The following is a 16084-nucleotide window of genomic DNA, read 5'->3' as shown; positions in this document are numbered from 1 at the left end:
CTCGCGTTCTCAGGCCTGGGCGCGTTGTGTACGCAGCACGCTGTTAATAGCGCCGCTGAGCTTCTTGGCGTATTCGGGGTCGGTGGCATAGCCCGCCTTTTGCAGCGCAGAGGCATAGGCCATGGCCGAGCCAGACTGGGCGACGGATTCGGCCTTCTCGTAGCGCGGGCTTTCCTTGATGAGGCGGGCGTAGTCGCGGAACGAATCTTCGTAGGAGTCGTAGGCGCGGAACTTCGCCGTCACCTTCTGGGCCTTGCCGTTGATGTATTCGGTGGTGGTGATCTCGGCCACCTTGCCCGTCCAGCCCTTGCCCGCCTTGATGCCGAACAGGTTGAACGAGTTGGAGCCGTCCTTGTGCTTGATCTCGCTCTTGCCCCAGCCGGTTTCGTGCCCGGCCTGGCCCAGCATGAAGCTGGCGGGGATGCCGCTCTCTTGCGCCACGCGTTCGGCGGTGCCGGAGAGGTGCTGCACAAAACCGTCGCGGCCTTTGGGCGCCTGGATGGTCGCCTCGGCAGGTGTGCTGCCGCTGGCGGCCGGGGCCGTGGCGCGGGGCAGGGAGGACTGCAGGCTCAGGGTGGAAGGCACCGAGAACGTGGTGTCCGCACCGCCCATCTGGCGCGAAAGCTGGCGTGCAATGGCTTCAGAAAGACCGCCCTGCTGGCCCGCCATGTTCACCGACAGTTGCTGGTCCAGCATGTCCTGGCCCAGGTTGGCCTGCTCGCCTTCCATCAGGCCGGATTTCATCGTGGCGTCGCGCATGCTCTTGATCAGCTCGCGCATGAAGAGCGACTCGAACTGCTTGGCCACCTCGCGCGTGGTCTGCGCGTTGTTGGCCGTGCCCGCGTCGTACTTGAGCGAATTGAGCGAGCGGATGTCCACCGCCAGCGCATTCGAGGTGCTGCTGGTGGTGTTGGATGAAGGCAGGGTGAGGGCCATGGTTGCGCCTCCGGGTCAGATCACTTCCAGTTCGGCGTTGAGCGCGCCGGCAGCCTTGATGGCCTGCAGGATGGCCAGCAGGTCGCCCGGCGTGGCGCCCAGCGCGTTGAGCGCCTTGACCACGTCGGCCAGCTGGGGCGAGGCGGGCACCTGGATGATGTTGCCCGGCTCCTGGTTGATGCGGATGTCGCTCTTTTGCTCCACCACCGTCTGCCCCTGCGAGAACGGTGCGGGCTGGCTGATGACGGGAGTTGAACTGATGGTGATGGACAGGTTGCCGTGCGCGATGGCGCAGGGGCCGAGTGTGACCGCCTGGTTCAGCACCACCGAGCCGGTGCGGGCGTTGATGACCACCTTGGCGGCGGGCGTCATGGCGTCGAGCTGCAGTTCCTCCAGGTCGGCGATGAAGCCCACGCGGGCACCGGGGTCGATGGGTGCACGCACCTGCACGGTGCGGCCGTCCAGCGCGGTGGCCACGCCATTGCCCAGCTTGGCATTGATGGCCTGCACCACGCGGCGCGCGGTCTGGAAGTCCGAGGCGTTCAGGCCCAGGCTGATGGTGTCGCCCTCATTGAGTGGCGTGGGCACGGCGCGCTCGACCTGTGCGCCCTGCGGAACGCGGCCTGCGCTCAGGTGGTTGATCTGCACCTTGCTGCCACCTGCGGATGCGCCTGCGCCGCCCACCACCACATTGCCCTGGGCCAGCGCATAGATTTCGCCATCGGCGCCGCGCAGCGGGGTGACGATGAGCGTGCCGCCCTTGAGCGACTTGGCGTTGCCCATGGAGGACACATTCACGTCGATCGTCTGGCCGGGCTGGGCAAAGGCAGGCAACTGGGCCGTGACGATCACCGCCGCCACGTTCTTGAGCTGCAGCTGGTTCGCCGAGCCAGGCGGCAGGCTGATGCCCATCTGTTGCAGGTAGTTGGACATGGCCTGCGTGGTGTAGGGCATCTGCGTGGTCTGGTCGCCCGTGCCGTCCAGGCCCACGATCAGGCCATAGCCCGTCAGCTGGTTGGATCGCACGCCTTGCACGGCTGCCACTTCCTTGATACGCAGGGCCTGGGCGGGCCCGGCCAGGCAGGCCGCCACCAGGGCCAGCAGCAGCCACAGTGCGCGCGCAATGCGCTGCAGGGGGAGGTGGGACAAGGCTTTCATGGCACCGATTGTGGGCGGCCCCGCCAGAAACTAAAACCCGAAAAGCAGCCGGTTCACCGGTCTATTGCGTGGGTTTCGGGGCGGGGGAAAGCGGTCGGTGCGCCTACAGCGCGCCGGGCAGGTGCCAGGGCTGTTCTGCTGCGGAAAATATGAGAAAGAATGGCCGTCCCCGCGCTATCAGTAAGCGTTTATTGCTATAAATAATATAGCAATAAACTCAGGCTGATACTGCAGTCACCACCGTCCCAAAGCCCGGTGTCCGTCAAACTGGCGCGGCCCCAGCGCGGGCCGCCGCGCAAGGGCCGCTCCGCCGCGCTGGCGGCGTCCCCCTCCCTTAGCGCGCAGCGCGTGGAGAGAGGGGGAAGGCGCGCAGCGCCTCAGGGGGTGAAACCTTAGAACGGCGTGATGGTATTGAAGAACCGGTTCATCCAGCCCATGACCTGGGCTTCGTTCTGGGCGCCTCGGCCCCGGGATTCGACCCGCACATTGGCAACCTGGGTGGAGTTGACGATGCTGCCCGGCTGCATCACGCGCGGGTCGATGGTGCCCGAGAAGCGCAGCACGTCCACGTTCTGGTTCACGCCGATCTGCTTCTCGCCGGTCACGACCAGGTGGCCGTTGGGCAACACGTCCACCACCGTGGTGGTGATGGAGCCGGTGAAGGTGTTGGCGCTTTCGGTGCCGCCCTTGCCAGAGAAGGTGTTTTCCGAGCCCGCGCCCAGCGTGGTGACGTCGCTGAGCGACTTCTTCACGAAGGGCAGGTTGGTGATGCCTGCCTTGGCTTCGGAAGTGCGGTCCACCGTGGACGAGGACTTCTGGCTGGCCGTGACGTTCTCCACGATATTGATCGTCACGTTGTCGCCCACCATGCGCGCGCGGCGGTCTTCGAACGCGGGGCGGTAGCTGGCGTTGTGGAACAGGCTGCCAGTGACCGGCGGCGGTGTGCGCGGCGTGGTCGTGGCAATGGGCGGCGGCGTGGTGGGCAGGATGTCCACGGGCGGCGGCGGCGACAGGGTGGCGCAGCCTGTGGCCAGCAAGGCCAGGGTGGTGGATGCGATCAGGTGCTTCATGGCGGTGTCCTTCCTGGCCATCACAGCTGCGACAGCTTGGCCAGCATCTGGTCGGAGGTCTGGATGGCCTTGGAATTCATCTCGTAAGCGCGCTGGGTCTGGATCATGGTGACCAGTTCTTCCACCACGTTCACGTTGGATGCTTCCAGAAAACCCTGCTTCAGGATGCCCAGGCCGTTGGTGCCGGGTGTGCCCTGCTGGGGCTGGCCCGAGGCGGCCGATTCCTTGAACAGGTTCTGGCCGATGGGCTCCAGGCCTGCGGGGTTGATGAAGGAGGACATGGCGAGGTTGCCCAGCGGCTGGGGCTGGGTGTTGCCTGGCACGGTGGCCGACACCACACCGTCTGCGCTGATGCTCACGCTGGTGGCGTTGGCGGGCACGGTGATGCCGTTGGCCACGGGCAGGCCGCTGGAGTTGACCAGGCGGCCCTGGGCATCGACCTGGAACGAGCCGTCGCGCGTGTAGCCGATGGTGCCGTCGGGCATGGTCACTTCAAGGAAACCGTTGCCGTTGATGGCCACGTCCAGGTTGTTTTTGGACTCCTGCAGGCTGCCCTGCACGAAGTTGCGGCTGGTGGCCACGGTGCGCACGCCCAGGCCCAGGTGCAGGCCGGTGGGCAGCTGGTTTTGCTCGGTGGTGTTGGCGCCCACCTGGCGCAGGTTCTGGTAGATCAGGTCTTCGAACACCGCGTTGTTGCGCTTGTAGCCGGTGGTGGAGACGTTGGCCAGGTTGTGCGAGATGACGTCGAGCTGGGTCTGCTGGGCAGACATGCCGGTCTTGGCGATCCAGAGGGAGTTGATCATGGTGCTTCCTTTTGGCGTGGCAGCGCGGGGCGTCGCCTCAGCCGTTCATGCTCAGCAACTGGCTGGCGGTCTTGTCGTTGGTCTCGGCGGTTTGCAGCAGGCGCATCTGTTGCTCGAATTGGCGCGCTGCGGCAATCATCCCCACCATGCTCTCCACGGGGTTCACGTTGGAACCCTCCAGCGCACCCGACAGCATGCGGGCGTTGGCATCGTTGGGCATGGGGTCGCCCGACGTGGTGCGGAACAGGCCGTCGTCGCCGCGCTTGAGCGGGTCTTCGGCCGTGGGGGTGGCGAGCTTCAGGCGGCCAATCGCCTGCGCGGGCTGGCCAGCAGTCTTGGCGGTGATGGTACCGTCAGAGCCCAGCGAAACCTCGGCCCCCGGGGGCACGTCGATGGGCGCACCGCCGTCGGACAGCACCGGCAGCCCGGTGGGGGTGAGAAGCTGGCCGCCCGCCGACACCTCGAAGCTGCCCGCGCGGGTGTAGGCCTCGATGCCGTCCAGGCCCTGCACGGCGAACCAGGCGTTGCCTGCGGCCATCGCATCGAGGTTGCGGCCTGTGCGCTGCACGGGGCCGGGGGTGTTGACGTAGCCCGAAGTGGCCTCCAGCGCAAACACCCGGGTCTTGGCGCCGTCGCCCTGCAGCGGCACGGACCGGAAGGTGGACATCTCGGCGCGGAACCCGCCCGTGGACGCGTTGGCCAGGTTGTTGGACAGCACGGCCTGCCGGTGGGCGGCAGCGTTTGCGCCCGTCATCGCGGTGTAGATGATGCGGTCCATGGGGGCTCTCCGGGGTCCAGGGTGGGGTCAGTGAAGGTTCAGGCGCAGATCAGCGCAGGTTCACCAGGGTGGACATCACCTGGTCTTGCGTCTTGATGGTCTGGGCGTTGGCCTGGTAGGCGCGCTGGGCGGTCATCATGTTGACCAGCTCGGCCGTGAGGTCCACGTTGGAGTCTTCCAGCGCCCCCGAGCGCAGCGAGCCGAAGTTGCCATCGGTGGCGGTGCCCGCCACGGGCTGGCCCGATTCGAACGTGGCCACCCAGTTGTTGCTGCCCACCGAGGCCAGGCCCTGCGTGTTGCGGAAGCTCGACAGCGCGAGCTGGCCTTCGGCACGGGTCACGCCGTTGGAGTAACGGGTCATGATCATCCCGTTGTTCTCGATGTTGATGCCGGTGAGTTCGCCCGAGGTGTAGCCGTCCTGGCTCAGGTTGGACACGGCGAACTTGGTGCCGAACTGCGTCACCTTGTCCAGGCTCACGTCCACCGTGTAGGTGGGCAGGTTGTTGGGGTTGGGCGGTGTCGGGTTGACGGTGAGCGGCAGCGAGAAGCCTGTGGCGGGCGGTGTGGCCACCGGGCCGGTGATGGCGCCGTTGTTGTCAAACGTGATCTGGCCGATGGGCGTGGCCACCACGGGCGGCACGGCTGTGGGGTCGTCCAGCGCGTCGTATACGTCCCAGGTGTTGTCGGTGGCAGTCTTCTGGAAATACAGGCTCACCGGTTTGGCCACGCCCTGGCTGTCGAACACATTGATCGAGGTGCCGTAGGTGGCGCGGGGGGTGGCCGGAATGGGGGGCGTGGCCGCGGGGTCTCCCGCTGCATCAGTGGCGCGGGCGTCCAGATTGAAAGCCGCAGTGATTTTTGTGGTCTGCTTGGCAGGGATGGGTTCAGCGGTGGGGAACACCATGGGGATGGGGTCTGTGCCTGTGCGCAGGCCGGTGACTGGATCCACCGGGTAGCCCATCACCGAAGCGTTGTCGTTGGTGATCATGTTGCCTTCCTTGTCCAGCTTGAAGTTGCCGGAGCGGGTGTAGGCAGGCGTGCCATCGGGCAGTGTGAGCGTGAAGAAACCGTTGCCGTTGATGGCCACGTCCAGGCTGTTGCCGGTGATCGTGAGGTTGCCCTGAGTGAACTGCTGCGCCACAGCGGCCACTTCCACGCCGATGCCTGCATTGGAGCCCCCTGCAGAGCCGATGGCGGAAGCCACCATCTCGGCAAACTCGGCCCGCGAGGCCTTGAACCCGACGGTGTTGGAGTTGGCAATGTTGTGCCCGATGACGTCGAGGTTTTTGCTGGCGGCATTCAAGCCCGACAGGCCTTGCTGAAAACTCATAGTGTTCTCCTGATGGGGGCGAAAGGGTTCGGGCCGGGTTAGACCAGGGCCTTGATCTGGCTGTAGTTGATGGTTTTGCCGTTGGCCAGCGTCAGCTTGAGCTGGCCGTCTTCGGCGCCTGCGGCCGTGACTTTGGACAGGGCCAGCGCCGTGCTCGACAGCTTGGTGGAGCCGTTGACCGCCGTGACACGGAACTGCAGCGCGTCGGTGGAGCCGGTGTACTTGCTTGCATCCCACTCGAAGGTGTGGCGGCCCGCCGCCTTTGCGCCCAGGTCGATGGTGTCCACCACCTGGCCACCGGCGGTGGTGACCTCGATCTTCACGTTGGTGGCGGCCGACGGCAGCTCGAAGCCGCCCTTGCCTGCCTTGTCGGCCACGGCGAGGCTGGAGCCCTCGGTCATCACGTTGCGCCCGATGAGTGCCGTGCCCTGCATCACCTGCAGCGAGTTGAACTGCTCGGCCATGCTCTGCATGGTCTGATTGAGCTGCTGGATGCCGGTCACGGTGTTGATCTGCGCGATCTGCGAGGTCATCTGTGCGTTGTCCAGCGGGTTCATCGGGTCCTGGTTGTTCAGCTGCGCGACCAGCAGCTTGAGGAATCGGTCCTGCGCGGCGGCGGGGTCGTTGGCGTTGGCCTTGGTGTTGGTCGAATCCGTGACCGTGGGGGCATTGGTGGCGCCGAGAATCATGGTGGTGTCTCCCTGGAATTACTGACCCATCTGCAGGGTCTTGAGGAGCAGCGACTTGGCCGTGTTCATGACCTCGACGTTGTTCTGGTAAGAGCGCGAGGCCGAGATCATGTTGACCATCTCTTCCACCGCGTTCACGTTCGAATGTGTGACATAGCCCTGCTCGTCAGCCGACGGGTGGCTGGGGTCGTGCACCCGGCGGCCGGGCACATTGCTTTCGCTCATCCCGCTCACGCGCACGCCAGCGGCGCTTTCGGCGCCCATGGTTGCGGTCTGGAACACCAACTGGCGCGCTTTGTACGCCTTGCCGTCGGGGCCCGCCACGGCATCGACGTTGGCCAGGTTGCTGGCCACCACGTTGAGCCGCTGCGACTGCGCACTGATGGCGCTGCCGGAGACGTTGAAGATGGAGAACATGGACATGGTGTGGCTCGCTTTCTGGGCTGCGCGGCTGGCTTACTGGCCCTGGATGGCGCTGAGCATGGTTTTGGCGCCGCCGTTGATGAAGCGCAGCGTGGCTTCGTACCGCACGGAGTTGTCCACGAAGTTCGCGCGTTCGCGGTCCAGGTCCACAGAGTTGTTGTCCAGGCTGGGCTGCGTCTGCACGGCATAGCCCAGCGCGCCCTGTCGGTCGATGCTGGCGGTGGTGGCCATGGTGGGCAAAGGCATGTGGCGCGGGTCGGTGGTGCCCGCCGTGCCATGCGATCCGCTGGCGGCCAGGCGGGTCACGCCCGAACCCGAACCCGTGCCCGATCCCGAGCTAGAAGATCCGATGCCCGTGGCTTCACGCAGGGCATCTCCAAACTTGAAGTCGCGCGCTACGTAGCCGGGCGTGTCGGCGTTGGCAATGTTGCTGGCGATGGCGCGCTGGCGTTCCGCACGCAGCACCAGGGCGTTGCTGTGAAAACTCAGCTGGTTGGTCATCTTGTCAAGCATGTTTGCCTCACACCGTGGTTGCAAAGTCGCCAGCCCCAGGGGCTTTTTTGGCGTTGCCTGATTATGGAAACCGCCGCTTCTTTCTAAAGCGCGAAGAGCGTGGAAATGGATGGGCAGTTCCGGGTTTTGGGCGGGCGTCGCCTGCCTATAGTTCCTGGTGTGAAATGGCCCTTGCCCCCGGTGGGTCGGCCATGCAATGCCACCCGATGCCCAGGAGGCCCCATGTCCATCCGCCCCCGTTTCTTGTCGTCCCGCTCCGCTGCATTTGTTCGCGCCCCCGCGCGGCGCCGTGCCGGTGCGGCTTGGTGGGCCCTGTGCCTCGTGATGCTGGGGGGCTGGGCCTTGGGCGCAGGCGGTGCTGCGCAGGCCCAGGCGGCGGGGGATCCGCCGGCAGACCTGGGGCCCCTGACCCAGCGCTGGCTGGATGACACCCTGGCGCGCAGCGCACCCACCGGTCTGCCCTTGCGCATGGAAGTGAGCGTTGGCTCACTGGATTCGCGTTTACGGCTGGCGCCTTGCGCACGCGTGGAGCCCTACCTGCCCGCCGGGTCCCGTCTGTGGGGGCGTACCCGCCTGGGGCTGCGATGTGTGGAGGGCGCCACCGCCTGGAACGTGTTTCTGCCGGTCACTATCAAGGCGTTTGGCCCGGCATGGGTGTTGACCGGCAATGTGGCGCCTGGTGCGGTCCTCACTGCCAACGACGCCACCGAGGCCGAGGTGGACTGGGCCGCCGAAACCGCACCGGTGATGGCCAATCCGGATCACTGGGTGGGGCAGGTGGCCGCGCGCCAGTTGGTGGCGGGCCAGGCCTTGCGCCAGAGCATGGTGCGGGCCCCCCAGCTGTTCCGCGCGGGGGCCCAGGTGAAGGTGGTGGCCCAGGGGCTTGGTTATGCAGTCACGTCGGCAGGTCAGGCGCTGTCTGCAGGTGCTGTGGGGCAAACTGTGCGCATCCGCATGGATAATGGTCGAATAGTTAGCGGAATTGTCAATGAAGGTGGGACGGTGGACGTCACTCTTTAATGACGCCTCGGTGATAAATGGCTAAAGTCCGGGCCAAACGGGTCGAAAACATTGCTACTGTGCCCCACATCATGCGGGGTGGTGGAGAGAGCGATGAAGATAGGTCAAAAACCGGAACTCCCGGGCGCATTGGCGCAGACGGGGCTTGCCAAGCAAGCCAAAAGTCCTGCCAGCGCTGCTGAAGGAGCAACCAAAGACGCCCTGGCCGCTGCGTCCACCGCCGGTGTGCCCGTCACGGTCTCCATCGCCGCCCAAAGCCTGAACCCCGCCTCCCGCGTGGCAGGGGATTTTGATGCGGGCAAGGTCAAGGCCGTCCGCGCGGCCATTGAAAAAGGGTCGTTCTCCGTCGATGCCGAGGCCATCGCCGACAAGATGTTGTCCAACGCCCAGGAGATCCTGACCCGTTCGCGGGGTTGAGCCCCACTTGGCAGGCTGGTGCGATCCATCGCACAATGCGCCATGTCGCTGGAAGAATCCCTCTCGGCTGTCGAACAGCTGATCGATAAAGTCTCCGCCGCTCTTCTCGCGGCAGATCCCTCCTCCCTGGAACAACACAGTGTGGCCCTGCGTGACGCAGCGGCCCAGTTTGCGCGGGTGCTGGAGCAATCCGCTGCGCAGGGGCTGCCTTTGCCTGCGGCGGCGCAGAAGCGGGTGGCGGCCATCGGCGACATGCTGGTGGTGCAGCGCGAGAACTTGGCACGCCTGTCTGGGGTGACGGACCGCCAGGTAGCGGGCCTGTTGCCACCCTCCAATGCCGCATCGACCTATGGAGACGGGCTGTCAACGCGCGCAGCCAAGCCAGGCGTGGCGCGTATCTACCGTTCTGCGGGCTGACTGGGCTGTGATGCTCCGCTCCAGCGCTGCCCTGGCAGGTGCACGGGGCGTTGTGGGGCGGCCGTGCGGGGTATCAATGCGCGCGCATCTTGGCGCGCAGGCGGGCGATGGACTGGCTGTGCAACTGGCACACCCGGGATTCCGTTACGCCAAGCACCGCCGCGATCTCCTTGAGATTCATGTCGTGCTCGTAGTACATGCCCATGATGTGCTGCTCGCGTTCGGGCAGGCTCTTGATGGCGTTGACCAGTGACATCTTGAGCCGCTGGTCGCGCAGCAACTCGACCGGGTCGGCATCGGCATCGGCGGCATGACGGTCCAGAAACCCGTCGTCATCGTCGTTGCCATGGGTCATGTCTTCCAGGTACACCAACTGGGTGCCCCGGACCTTGCCCAGCAGGTTCTGGTAGTCGGGCAGGCTCATGCCCATTTCGCTGGCGATTTCTGATTCGAGCGGGCTGCGGCCCAGCTTCTGCTCCAGCCGGTGCACCGCGTGCTCGATGTCTTTCTGGCTCTTGCGCGAGCTGCGGCTCATCCAGTCGCCCTCGCGCAGTTCGTCGAGCATTGCGCCCCGGATGCGCTGGGTGGCAAAGGTCTCGAACTGCACGCCCTGGGCGACTTCGTAGCGCGAAAGTGCTTCGGCCAGGCCCATCATGCCGACCTGGATCAGATCATCCAGTTCGACATTGGGCGGCAGCTTGGCGATCATGTGGTGCGCAATTCTCCGGACCAGCGGGACATGCTGGCGGATCAGCGCATCACGATCGAGCTGGCCTTTGGCGGTGTACATCAGATCAACTTCTCCGGACAAATCAGATCAATGGCTCCGGACAAAATGCGCAGGCATGCCAGTCAGGTTGCTGGTGGGTAGCGCAGTCAGCGATCCGTTCATGGTGCCCGCATTTTCCAGCAGTTGCAAGGCCAGGCGCTGAAGCTCCTGGGGGCTCTGGGTGGCGATGGTGGTGGTCCGCACGGGCCCGCCCAGGTGGCGCTCCGCGCAGGCCTGCAGCGTCATCAGCTGTGACTGGGCCTTGCGGCGCTCTGCCGCCGTGTTGCTGTGCAGCAAAGCGGCCACCATGCAGGGCAGTCCGGTGTGCAGGGCGATCTGCTTGAGGCTCTTGTAGCTGTTCATCACACCCGCCGCACCGCCGCCCATGACCACCAGCGGCACCGTGGCGGTGTGGGTCAGCAGGGGCCCCAGGGTGGCGGCGGGGGCGTGGATCACCATCAGGCCGTAGGTTCGGAAGTAGGGCAGCAAGCCCTCCATGGGAGAACGCGTGCTATCACCCGCTGTGCGGCTGAGGTGCTGCAAGCCCTTGGCCGCCGGGATCACGGCAAGCGAGGATGCCGTGGCCCCCAGGTTCAGGTGGGCGCCGTCGTTCCATGAAGCGTGTTGCAGCAGGTGGAGCAGGCCTGGGCTGTCGTCGGTCTCGTAGGCCGTGCCGTCCAGCACCACCACGGGGTAGCCCAGCCGCTGCAGGCTGGCGCAGATCTGCCAAAGTGTTTCCAGGCCGCTGCCGGTGTTGCCTTGGCTGGCCACGGCCAGCATCCGCAGCTCGGCCTGGGGTGTGAAGCTGTGCAGCCCGGCGGCCTGGTGAAAGCCCAGATCAAGCATCGACGAGTCCCCCCTCGGTGATGGTGTCGGGCGAGTGCGAGAAGAAGAAGTTCAGGTCGGTGGCCTTGGGGTCGAACGCCGACTTGGCCGGGGCGCGCATCGAGGTGCTGATGAGCTGTTGGGCGTTGGCACGCTCCCAGTCTTCGGGCACACGCTGGCCATTGGTCACGCCGCGCAGCACCATCTGGTGGCGGATCAGCGCGTCGATCGCGGGCCCCAGCTTCACGGCCTCGTCCACCTTGGACAGGATGGCCTGCTGCGAGCCGTCGGTCTTGAAGGCGGTGAGCACATCGTCCAGCGTATCGCCATGGCAGCCGGCGTTGAGCACCAGCAGGCGGTTCACATGGGGCAGGTCCAGCACGTCCAGCATGTCGCGCTTGCGCGGGTCGCGCGGGGCGACGCCGGTGGTGTCAATGAGCACCATCTTCTTGCCCGACAGCAGGCCCAGCAGGTCTTGCAGCGCGGCGCGGTCGTGCGCCAGGTGGGCCACGATGCCCAGCATGCGGCCATAGGTGCGCAGCTGCTCATGCGCGCCCACGCGGTAGGTATCGAGCGTGATCAGGCCCACGCTGCCGGGGCCGTGGATGCGCGCGCACATGGCGGCCAGCTTGGCGGTGGTGGTGGTCTTGCCCACGCCGGTGGAGCCCACCATGGCAAAGATGCCGCCCTGTTCGTACAGCGGGGGCTCGGCCTGGTCGGTCTTGAGGTTGCGCTCCAGCACCTCCATCAGCCAGCGCACCGACTCGGCGGCCGACAGCTCTTCGGGCATGCGCTCCAGCACGGCGCGCGCCAGCGAAGGCGAGTAGCCCGCGCGGATCATCTTGAGCATGAGGTTGGACTGGATCGGGTTCTGGCGCGCCTGACCCAGCCAGGCCAGCGTGTTGAAACGGTCTTCGATCAACTCCTTCATGGAGTGCAGTTCGTTCATCAGGCTCTGCTGGTTGTTCGACTGGATCAGGTGGGCGCTGGCCGCTTCCTGCCGACGGCGGGGCGGCTCTGGCGGGATGTCCATGGGGATGGTGCGCAGCGGGTTGTGGCGCGCCACGGCAGCCGCCGGGGCGGGCATGCGCTCGCGGTCACGTTCGCGTTCTGGCTCCTGGTCGCGGCTGCGCTCCGACAGCGTCGGTGCTTCCGCAGCGCCATGCAGGGCTTCGTGGCGGCGGCGCAGCATGCGTTCGCGCACGTAGTCCTGGAAGGACAGCGTGCTCATCGCCAGCTGTTCGGTGTCTTCTTCCACCGGGTTGCGGCCCAGGCCTGCCAATGCTGCCTGGCTGGCCAGGCTGCTGGCGCGAGCAGGTTGCGCGTTGCGGGGGCTGCTGGGGGCCAGCAGCGGCGCACTGGAGGTATTGCCTGCACTACCACCGCCGTCCAGGGCGGAGAGCGTGTCTTCGGCCGTGGCCACCACTTCGACGCCATTGGCGGTCGGGCGGTTGGACAGGATCAGTGTGCCGTCGCCAAAGGCCATGCGCGCCTTGGCCAGAGCCTCCCGGGAGGTGGGGGCGGTAAAGCGTTTGATGTTCATGATGCACCTTTAAGGATCGGCCCAATACGGATGGTGTGGGTCTCTGGAATTTCACTGTGCGCAAGCACCTGCAGGCGGGGCGCCACGCGGCGCACCAGGCGGGAGATGGCATTGCGGATCTGGTCGGGAACCAGCAGGCAGGCGGGCAGGCCCATCTCTTCCTGCTTGAGGGCCACTTCGGCCGCCTTCTGCGTGAGGATGTCGGCCACGCCGGGGTCGAGCGCAGGGCCTGCCGTGTTGCCCAGGGCCTGCACCAGAAGGCGCTCCAGCCCGGGTTCGATGGCGATGACGTTGAGTTCGCGTGTGGGGCCGTAGATTTGCTGGACGATGGCGGGCGACAGCGCAATGCGCACGCGGCGGGCCAGCTCGACCGGGTCGGAGACCGCACCGGCATGTTCGGCCAGCGTCTCGATGATGGTGCGGATATCGCGGATGTGCACAGACTCCTCCAGCAGCAGCTGGAGGACTTTCTGGAACGTTGCGATGGAGACCATTTTCGGGACCACTTCTTCGATGAGCTTCGGAGCCAGCTTGGCCACGTGTTCCACCAGTTGCTGCGTTTCCGTGCGACTGAGGAGCTTGGCTGCCTGCACTTGCATCAAGTGTGACAAATGGGTGGCCATCACGGTTTCGGAATCAACGACCGTAAAACCCGCCATTTGTGCGGCTTCCTTCTGCCGGTCGTCGATCCAGTGTGCTGGCAGGCCAAAGGCTGGGTCGGTGGTGGGCGTGCCGATGAGCGGCGTGGTGATGCCGCCGGGGTTGATGGCCAGGAACATGCCGGGGAAGGCCTCGCCTTCGCCCACCACCACGCCGCGCAGCGTGATGCGGTAGCCGCTGGGTTTCAGTTCGAGGTTGTCGCGCACATGCACGGCGGGGGGCAGGAAGCCGACCTCCTGCGCAAACTTGCGGCGCACGCCCTTGATGCGGGTCAGCAGGTCGCCTTGGCGGCTCTTGTCCACCAGACTGATCAGGCGGTAGCCCAGCTCCAGGCCCAGCAGGTCCACGGGCTGCAGGTCGTCCCAGGTTGCTTCGCCGTCGCCCACAGGGGCCGGGGGCGCTTCGACTTCCGGCGGTACCTTCTGGCGTTCGTGCAGCAGCCAGGCGCCGTAGCCCAGCAGGCCGCCCATGGTCAGGAACACCACGTGGGGCATGCCGGGGATCAGGCCCAGCAGCACCAGGATGGCCGCTGTGACGCCCAGCACGCGGGGCGACATGAACAGCTGCTGCACGATCTGGCGGCCCATGTCGTGGTCCTTGCCCACACGCGAGATCACCATGGCGGCTGCCACCGAGATCAGCAGGCCGGGGATCTGTGCCACCAGCGCATCGCCAACCGCCAGCAGGATGTAGCTGTCGGCTGCCTTGCCCGCCGACAGGCCGTGCTGCAGCATGCCAATCGCAAAACCGCCCACGATGTTGATCAGCAGGATCAAGATGCCGGCGACGGCGTCGCCGCGCACGAACTTGGAGGCACCGTCCATCGACCCAAAGAAGTTGGCTTCTTCGGCCACCTCGGCGCGGCGGCGCTTGGCTTCTTTTTCGTCGATCAGGCCTGCGTTCAGGTCGGCATCCACCGCCATCTGCTTGCCGGGCATGGCGTCCAGGGTGAAGCGCGCCGACACCTCGGCAATGCGCTCGGCGCCCTTGGTAATCACCACGAAGTTGATCACCACCAGGATGGCGAACACGATCAGGCCCACCGCAAAGTTGCCGCCGATCAGGAAGTGGCCAAAGGCCTCGATCACCGCGCCTGCGGCGCCTGGGCCGGTATGGCCCTCGAGCAGCACCACGCGGGTGGAGGCCACGTTCAGCGACAGGCGCATCAGCGTGGTGAGCAGCAGCACCGAAGGAAACGCAGCGAAATCCAGCGGGCGCAGCATGTAGGCCGCCACCATCATCACCATCAGCGCCACGGCGATGTTGAGCGTAAAGAACGCGTCCAGCATCCAGGGAGGGATGGGCAGCACCATCAGCGCCAGGATGGCCACCACCAGCAACGGGGCCGACAGCCCCTGGAGGGCGCCGGCATTGGAGCCCGCCCATTGCTGTAAAGACTTTACGGAGGTGTTCATACGGCAGCACCTTGCACGGGAGTGCGGTTCAGCGGATCGAGTTCAGGCGGCACATAGGGCTCCACCAAGCTGTCGGGCATGCGGCCTTCGCCGCGCAGGGCTGCCTTGAGGCGGTACACATAGGCCAGCACCTGGGCCACGGCGGTGTAGAGCGTGGCGGGGATGGCCTGGTCCAGTTCGGCGTGGGCATACAGCGCACGGGCCAGCATGGGCGACTGCAGCACGGGCACGTTGTGCTCGCGGGCCACGTCACGGATCTTCATGGCGACGAGGTCGGTGCCGCGCGAGATGACCTGGGGAGCACTCATGGTCTTGTCGTCGTACTTGAGCGCCACCGCATAGTGGGTGGGGTTCATGACCACGAAGTCGGCCTTGGGCACGGCGGCCACGCTGGCGCGGTCGGCGATCTCGCGCTGCTTCTGGCGGATGCGGCCCTTGGTGTGCGGGTTGCCGTCGGATTCCTTGTGTTCCTGCTTGACCTCTTCGTGCGACATCTTGAGGCGGTCCTTGAAGAAGAACGCCTGCAGGGGCACGTCCACCAGCGCGGCCAGGAACACGACCAGCAGAAGCAGGCTCATGCCCGAGGTCAGCCAGTCGGCCACTTGCCGGATGGCCAGGGGCGAGGGTTGCAGCACCAGCATGGCCACGGCCTCGATGCTGTTGCCGATGAACTTCCAGGCCACCCAGGTCAGGATCGCGCTCATGAGCACCATCTTGGCCACGTTGGCCATCTGCTGCTTGGAAAACAGGTTGGCCAGGCCCGAGATGGGGTTCAGGCGGTTGAACTGGGGGGCGATGGGCTTGGTGCTGAGGATCCAGCCGCCTGCGCCGATGGCGCTGATGACGGCGGCTGCGCTGGTGAGCAGCGCAAACGCCATGCTGGCCGCCGCACCCACGATCACCATGTCCTGCAGGCGCTGGAGCATGGTGCCCGGCGCCATGACGGTGGCTGCGTTGAAAGCCAGCTGCTGGCTCATGGCCTTTTGCAGGTGGTCCATGAGCTGGGGGGCCATCAGCAGCATGCAGGCCGCGCCAGCGCCCAGGATGGCCAGGTGCGACAGATCGCGCGAGCGTGCCCCTTGGCCGTCTTCGCGCGCTTTCTGCAGCTTGCGCTCTGACGCGGGGAGGCTTTTTTCTTGGCTGGATTCCATGGTGGCATGACGGCGCTGGTGTCATGCCATTGTCGTGAGCGACCTGGAAATCTAAAGCTGGATAAGGGGGCTGCGGCCCCCTCTTTTCCGTGCTGCCGCCGGTGGTGCGAGCGGCGCCCGGGAGCCCGCCAGGGGGCGCTCAAGCCAGGAGGGTAATGCTAAAAATG

17 protein-coding genes are annotated in these 16084 nt (G+C 65.8%); 3 read left to right on the top strand and 14 right to left on the bottom strand.

Features of this window, described 5'->3' with window-relative positions; genetic code table 11:
- Window positions 1-9: 9 nt before the first annotated feature.
- The 9 genes from flgJ to ACSQ3O_RS23695 form a co-directional block, all read right to left on the bottom strand.
- Complete coding sequence (gene flgJ, locus ACSQ3O_RS23735) at window positions 10-936, bottom strand: flagellar assembly peptidoglycan hydrolase FlgJ (protein WP_298453171.1); 927 nt, start codon at window positions 934-936, stop codon at window positions 10-12.
- 15 nt (window positions 937-951) lie between these two features.
- Window positions 952-2094, bottom strand: a complete 1143-nt coding sequence (locus ACSQ3O_RS23730; RefSeq protein WP_436140675.1) for a flagellar basal body P-ring protein FlgI — start codon at window positions 2092-2094, stop codon at window positions 952-954.
- A gap of 392 nt (window positions 2095-2486) precedes the next feature.
- The gene (locus ACSQ3O_RS23725) at window positions 2487-3164 is read right to left on the bottom strand and encodes a flagellar basal body L-ring protein FlgH (RefSeq protein ID WP_137747641.1); all 678 of its coding nucleotides are present in this window, start codon (window positions 3162-3164) and stop codon (window positions 2487-2489) included.
- A 20-nt stretch (window positions 3165-3184) separates the two neighbouring features.
- Window positions 3185-3967, bottom strand: coding sequence for a flagellar basal-body rod protein FlgG (gene flgG / locus ACSQ3O_RS23720; protein ID WP_063461631.1), 783 nt, complete (start codon window positions 3965-3967; stop codon window positions 3185-3187).
- Window positions 3968-4004: 37 nt separating this feature from the next.
- Complete coding sequence (flgF, locus tag ACSQ3O_RS23715) at window positions 4005-4745, bottom strand: flagellar basal-body rod protein FlgF (RefSeq protein ID WP_436140674.1); 741 nt, start codon at window positions 4743-4745, stop codon at window positions 4005-4007.
- A gap of 49 nt (window positions 4746-4794) precedes the next feature.
- The gene (flgE, locus tag ACSQ3O_RS23710) at window positions 4795-6075 is read right to left on the bottom strand and encodes a flagellar hook protein FlgE (RefSeq protein WP_137747643.1); all 1281 of its coding nucleotides are present in this window, start codon (window positions 6073-6075) and stop codon (window positions 4795-4797) included.
- A 38-nt stretch (window positions 6076-6113) separates the two neighbouring features.
- Entirely contained in the window at window positions 6114-6764 is a 651-nt protein-coding gene (locus tag ACSQ3O_RS23705; protein ID WP_137747644.1) for a flagellar hook assembly protein FlgD, read from the bottom strand.
- Window positions 6765-6782: 18 nt separating this feature from the next.
- Window positions 6783-7187 (bottom strand): flagellar basal body rod protein FlgC, encoded by a 405-nt coding sequence (flgC, locus tag ACSQ3O_RS23700; protein WP_137747645.1) that lies wholly within the window; start codon window positions 7185-7187, stop codon window positions 6783-6785.
- Between the two features lie 33 nt (window positions 7188-7220).
- On the bottom strand, window positions 7221-7700 hold the full coding sequence (locus tag ACSQ3O_RS23695; RefSeq protein WP_436140673.1) for a flagellar basal body rod protein FlgB: 480 nt from the start codon (window positions 7698-7700) through the stop codon (window positions 7221-7223).
- A 222-nt stretch (window positions 7701-7922) separates the two neighbouring features.
- Between ACSQ3O_RS23695 and flgA the strand changes: the two genes are divergently transcribed.
- From flgA to ACSQ3O_RS23680, 3 genes are all read left to right on the top strand, one after another.
- The gene (flgA, locus tag ACSQ3O_RS23690; RefSeq protein WP_436140672.1) at window positions 7923-8720 is read left to right on the top strand and encodes a flagellar basal body P-ring formation chaperone FlgA; all 798 of its coding nucleotides are present in this window, start codon (window positions 7923-7925) and stop codon (window positions 8718-8720) included.
- A gap of 93 nt (window positions 8721-8813) precedes the next feature.
- A complete protein-coding gene (flgM, locus tag ACSQ3O_RS23685) occupies window positions 8814-9137 on the top strand; it encodes a flagellar biosynthesis anti-sigma factor FlgM (protein ID WP_436140671.1) in 324 nt (107 codons plus the stop codon).
- A gap of 18 nt (window positions 9138-9155) precedes the next feature.
- On the top strand, window positions 9156-9554 hold the full coding sequence (locus ACSQ3O_RS23680) for a hypothetical protein (RefSeq protein WP_436140670.1): 399 nt from the start codon (window positions 9156-9158) through the stop codon (window positions 9552-9554).
- Window positions 9555-9627: 73 nt separating this feature from the next.
- On the opposite strand, the gene ACSQ3O_RS23675 is transcribed toward ACSQ3O_RS23680, so the two are convergent.
- The 5 genes from ACSQ3O_RS23675 to ACSQ3O_RS23655 are packed head-to-tail and all read right to left on the bottom strand — an operon-like array spanning window position 9628 to window position 15917.
- On the bottom strand, window positions 9628-10344 hold the full coding sequence (locus ACSQ3O_RS23675) for an RNA polymerase sigma factor FliA (protein ID WP_298453146.1): 717 nt from the start codon (window positions 10342-10344) through the stop codon (window positions 9628-9630).
- 27 nt (window positions 10345-10371) lie between these two features.
- Window positions 10372-11169 (bottom strand): hypothetical protein, encoded by a 798-nt coding sequence (locus ACSQ3O_RS23670; protein WP_298453143.1) that lies wholly within the window; start codon window positions 11167-11169, stop codon window positions 10372-10374.
- Complete coding sequence (flhF, locus tag ACSQ3O_RS23665; RefSeq protein ID WP_436140669.1) at window positions 11162-12691, bottom strand: flagellar biosynthesis protein FlhF; 1530 nt, start codon at window positions 12689-12691, stop codon at window positions 11162-11164. The genes ACSQ3O_RS23670 and flhF overlap by 8 nt, the downstream gene beginning before the upstream one ends.
- On the bottom strand, window positions 12688-14766 hold the full coding sequence (gene flhA / locus ACSQ3O_RS23660; protein WP_137747652.1) for a flagellar biosynthesis protein FlhA: 2079 nt from the start codon (window positions 14764-14766) through the stop codon (window positions 12688-12690). Before flhA ends, flhF begins: the two co-directional genes overlap by 4 nt.
- A complete protein-coding gene (locus ACSQ3O_RS23655; protein WP_298453134.1) occupies window positions 14763-15917 on the bottom strand; it encodes an EscU/YscU/HrcU family type III secretion system export apparatus switch protein in 1155 nt (384 codons plus the stop codon). The genes flhA and ACSQ3O_RS23655 overlap by 4 nt, the downstream gene beginning before the upstream one ends.
- Window positions 15918-16084: the final 167 nt, after the last annotated feature.

The sequence above is a fragment of the Acidovorax sp. LjRoot74 genome (assembly GCF_964254355.1).
Classification (GTDB): domain Bacteria; phylum Pseudomonadota; class Gammaproteobacteria; order Burkholderiales; family Burkholderiaceae_C; genus Acidovorax.
Note: the sequence above shows the minus strand (reverse complement) of the source record. Positions and strands in the feature narration are given on the sequence as shown.

Excerpts from the sequence above, each read along its gene's own strand:
- flgJ (WP_298453171.1), bottom strand. The coding sequence starts at position 936 with ATGGCCCTCACCCTGCCTTCATCCAACACCACCAGCAGCACCTCGAAT.
- ACSQ3O_RS23730 (WP_436140675.1), bottom strand. The coding sequence starts at position 2,094 with ATGAAAGCCTTGTCCCACCTCCCCCTGCAGCGCATTGCGCGCGCACTG.
- ACSQ3O_RS23725 (WP_137747641.1), bottom strand. The coding sequence starts at position 3,164 with ATGAAGCACCTGATCGCATCCACCACCCTGGCCTTGCTGGCCACAGGC.
- flgG (WP_063461631.1), bottom strand. The coding sequence starts at position 3,967 with ATGATCAACTCCCTCTGGATCGCCAAGACCGGCATGTCTGCCCAGCAG.
- flgF (WP_436140674.1), bottom strand. The coding sequence starts at position 4,745 with ATGGACCGCATCATCTACACCGCGATGACGGGCGCAAACGCTGCCGCC.
- flgE (WP_137747643.1), bottom strand. The coding sequence starts at position 6,075 with ATGAGTTTTCAGCAAGGCCTGTCGGGCTTGAATGCCGCCAGCAAAAAC.
- ACSQ3O_RS23705 (WP_137747644.1), bottom strand. The coding sequence starts at position 6,764 with ATGATTCTCGGCGCCACCAATGCCCCCACGGTCACGGATTCGACCAAC.
- flgC (WP_137747645.1), bottom strand. The coding sequence starts at position 7,187 with ATGTCCATGTTCTCCATCTTCAACGTCTCCGGCAGCGCCATCAGTGCG.
- ACSQ3O_RS23695 (WP_436140673.1), bottom strand. The coding sequence starts at position 7,700 with ATGCTTGACAAGATGACCAACCAGCTGAGTTTTCACAGCAACGCCCTG.
- flgA (WP_436140672.1), top strand. The coding sequence starts at position 7,923 with ATGTCCATCCGCCCCCGTTTCTTGTCGTCCCGCTCCGCTGCATTTGTT.
- flgM (WP_436140671.1), top strand. The coding sequence starts at position 8,814 with ATGAAGATAGGTCAAAAACCGGAACTCCCGGGCGCATTGGCGCAGACG.
- ACSQ3O_RS23675 (WP_298453146.1), bottom strand. The coding sequence starts at position 10,344 with ATGTACACCGCCAAAGGCCAGCTCGATCGTGATGCGCTGATCCGCCAG.
- ACSQ3O_RS23670 (WP_298453143.1), bottom strand. The coding sequence starts at position 11,169 with ATGCTTGATCTGGGCTTTCACCAGGCCGCCGGGCTGCACAGCTTCACA.
- flhF (WP_436140669.1), bottom strand. The coding sequence starts at position 12,691 with ATGAACATCAAACGCTTTACCGCCCCCACCTCCCGGGAGGCTCTGGCC.
- flhA (WP_137747652.1), bottom strand. The coding sequence starts at position 14,766 with ATGAACACCTCCGTAAAGTCTTTACAGCAATGGGCGGGCTCCAATGCC.
- ACSQ3O_RS23655 (WP_298453134.1), bottom strand. The coding sequence starts at position 15,917 with ATGGAATCCAGCCAAGAAAAAAGCCTCCCCGCGTCAGAGCGCAAGCTG.